Genomic DNA, 3,045 nt, shown 5'->3' with positions numbered 1-3,045 from the left:
TGAGAAAAACATGAACAGGCAAGCCGTCTTTATTTCGAACCACCGATACGGAAATATATCGAGGTATTAGCAAATCTTACAGAAACAGAAATTCAAGAGATTATAAACATTTTAGGCGATCAATCGTCAGAAATTATAGCGGCATTCAAGGATTTCTCAAGTACCATGAGAGAGTTTAGAGTAATCAGAGGTGGCAACTGCCATTATTCTTCTACGATGGACGCCTTTGCAGTTTTCGCACGACAGCTTATCGATACTGATCCAAGTCTTTTTGAAGCGATATATGAAAAAGCACGAGAGATAGATCGGAGGGAAATCGAAGAATAGGTTCGAAACCGAACCTAAATAGGTTGAAGCGAATGGTTGCATAAAACCTGGAGCCGTTCTTCAGCATGCGAAATTCTATGATACATAAAGCCCGTCGCGAGACGGGCTTTGGCATTTTCGGGCGGGGGAGGGAATCACTCCCCGGCGGTCTTGAATTCGGAGGTGGCGTGGAATTCCAGTTCGGGGTAGTCCTCGCGTGCGACCTTCAGCATCCATTCGCTTTCGGCAAGGAACACCGGGTGGTCTTCGCGGTCGAGGGCTATGGCTGTCGATTTGCGCCGGATGAACTCCTCGAGCTGCTCCTTGTTGTCGCTGGTTATCCAGAACGCCTTGTGGTAGCGGAGCGGCGTGAAGTCGCACTGGGCTCCGTACTCGTGTTCGAGGCGGAACTTGATGACGTCGAACTGCAGTTCGCCCACCGTTCCGACGATCTTGCGGCTGCCGTACTGCACGAAGAGCTGCGCAACACCCTCTTCGGTGAGCTGACGGATGCCCTTGTCGAGCTGCTTGGTCTTGAGCGGGTCGCGGTTTTCGAGCACCTTGAAGATTTCCGGCGAAAAGCTCGGAATGCCCCGGAACTGCAGATCCTCGCCTTCGGTGAGCGTGTCGCCGATTTTCAGCGAACCGTTGTCGTACAGGCCGATCACATCCCCCGGCCAGGCTTCGTCGATCACGCTTTTTTCGTTGGCCATGAACTGCGTGGGGCTGGAGAACCGGATTTTCTTGCCGAGGCGGGTGTGGTGGTAGAACTTGTTGCGCTCGAACTTGCCTGAACAGATTCTGAAAAAGGCGGTCCGGTCGCGGTGGTTGGGGTCGAGATTGGCGTGGATCTTGAAGACGAAACCGGTCAGGGCCTCTTCCGAAGCTTTCACCACCCTCTGGGCGGCCTCGCGCTCGTGCGGCGACGGGGCGATCTGCAGGAACGTTTCAAGCAGCTCCTGCACGCCGAAGTTGTTGATGGCGCTGCCGAAAAAGACCGGCGCCAGCAGGCCATCGCGGTAGAGATCGGGGCTGAAAGGCTCGTAAACGCCCTCTATCAGGGTGACCTCCTCCCTCAGCCTTTCGCAGAAGCTTTCCGGAATCCATTTTTCCAGTTCCGGATCCTCGGGACTCTTGATCTTGATGAGCGTTTCGGAGATTCTGGTGGCATTGGCCTCGAACAGGTTCAGCTCTCTCCTATAGAGATTGTAGACTCCTTTGAAGGTCTGGCCCTGGCTGATCGGCCAGGTGAGCGGCCGGACCTGTATCTGCAGCTTGTGTTCGAGTTCGTCGAGCAGCTCGAAGGTGTTCTTGCCTTCGCGGTCCATCTTGTTGACGAAGATGATGACCGGCGTATTGCGCATCGAGCAGACCTCCATGAGGCGCTCGGTCTGGGCCTCGACGCCCTTGACGCAGTCGACGACGAGGATGACGCTGTCTACGGCCGTGAGGGTGCGGTAGGTGTCTTCGGCAAAGTCCTTGTGGCCGGGTGTGTCGAGAATGTTGACCCTTCTTCCTTTGTATTCGAAACCCATCACCGAGGTGGCAACCGAAATGCCCCGCTGCTTCTCGATTTCCATGAAGTCGCTGGTGGCCGTCTTGCGGATCTTGTTGCTCTTGACCGCACCGGCAGTCTGGATGGCGCCGCCGAAAAGCAGGAACTTCTCGGTAAGGGTGGTTTTGCCGGCATCAGGGTGGCTGATGATGGCAAAGGTTTTCCGTTTTGCGGTTTCCTTGTTCAAGGCTGCGTCCATGCTGTGCTATTGTGTTTCCGGCGTGCCGGGGAGGTGAAAAATCGCTGTAAGGCGCAAAGATACGAAGATAGGGGGTAAAAAAAGAATCGGCGGGTTCATGCTCTTAGCGAACAATACCGTATTTTTAGGCTTGATCTTACGTTAACAGCTTTTTACCCTTAATTCCATTCCGGAGGCAGCGTGAGCGGATTTGAAAAACTTCTCGATACCATCAGCGGGTATGTGTGGGGTGTGCCCCTGCTGGCCGTGTTGTTCGGCACCCATCTGTTTCTTACGTTCAGGCTCGGATTCATCCAGAAACACACCTTCAGCGCCATCCGGCTTTCGCTGACAAGGACCAGCGAGGGGGCCGGAGAGATCAGCCATTTCGGCGCGCTCGTGACGGCGCTTGCCGCCACCATCGGCACCGGCAATATTGTCGGCGTCGCTACGGCCGTAGCCGCCGGAGGCCCCGGAGCGGTGCTCTGGATGTGGCTTACCGGCGTGTTCGGCATTGCTACCAAGTATTCCGAGGCGCTGCTTTCGGTGAAGTACCGGGTTGTCGGAGAAGATGGTTCGGTTGCCGGAGGCCCGATGTACGTGCTCGAAAAAGCCATGAACCTGAAGTGGCTTGCCGTGCTGTTCGCCGTATTTACAGCTGTTGCGGCATTCGGTATCGGCAATATGGTGCAGGCCAACTCCATTGCCGCGATGGTCGAGACCAACTTCAATATCTCTCCGTGGATTACCGGCATACTCCTTACGGTGTTCACTGCGGTGGTGATCATCGGCGGAATCAAGTCGATCGCGAAGGTTTGCGAATACCTTGTTCCCGTGATGGCCTTGCTCTATGTAGCCGGCTGCATCGTGCTGCTTTTTCTTCGTCAGGATACGCTGCCCGAAACCCTGCAGCTTATCTTTTCGTCTGCCTTCACCGGTCAGGCGGCTCTTGGCGGTTTCGCCGGCGCCGGAGTGAAGGAGGCCATGCGCTTCGGTATCGCTCGCG

Annotated in this window: 2 protein-coding genes; one reads left to right on the top strand and one right to left on the bottom strand. The window is 55.4% G+C overall.

The genetic code is table 11. The features are described 5' to 3' along the window. Positions 1-461 precede the first annotated feature (461 nt). Positions 462-2,060 (bottom strand): peptide chain release factor 3, encoded by a 1,599-nt coding sequence (locus tag WBP50_RS03135; protein ID WP_423931607.1) that lies wholly within the window; start codon positions 2,058-2,060, stop codon positions 462-464. 180 nt (positions 2,061-2,240) lie between these two features. Here WBP50_RS03135 and WBP50_RS03130 point away from each other — a divergent pair. Next, positions 2,241-3,045: alanine/glycine:cation symporter family protein (locus tag WBP50_RS03130; protein WP_423931606.1), on the top strand; the 805-nt coding region annotated here is incomplete at its 3' end.

It is taken from the genome of Chlorobium sp. (assembly GCF_049593655.1).
Taxonomy (GTDB): Bacteria; Bacteroidota; Chlorobiia; order Chlorobiales; family Chlorobiaceae; genus Chlorobium.
The sequence above is the reverse complement of the archived record's forward strand: the minus strand, read 5'-3'. Positions and strand labels throughout refer to the sequence as shown.

Coding starts and splice junctions, on each gene's coding strand:
- WBP50_RS03135 (WP_423931607.1), bottom strand. CDS start 2,060: ATGGACGCAGCCTTGAACAAGGAAACCGCAAAACGGAAAACCTTTGCC.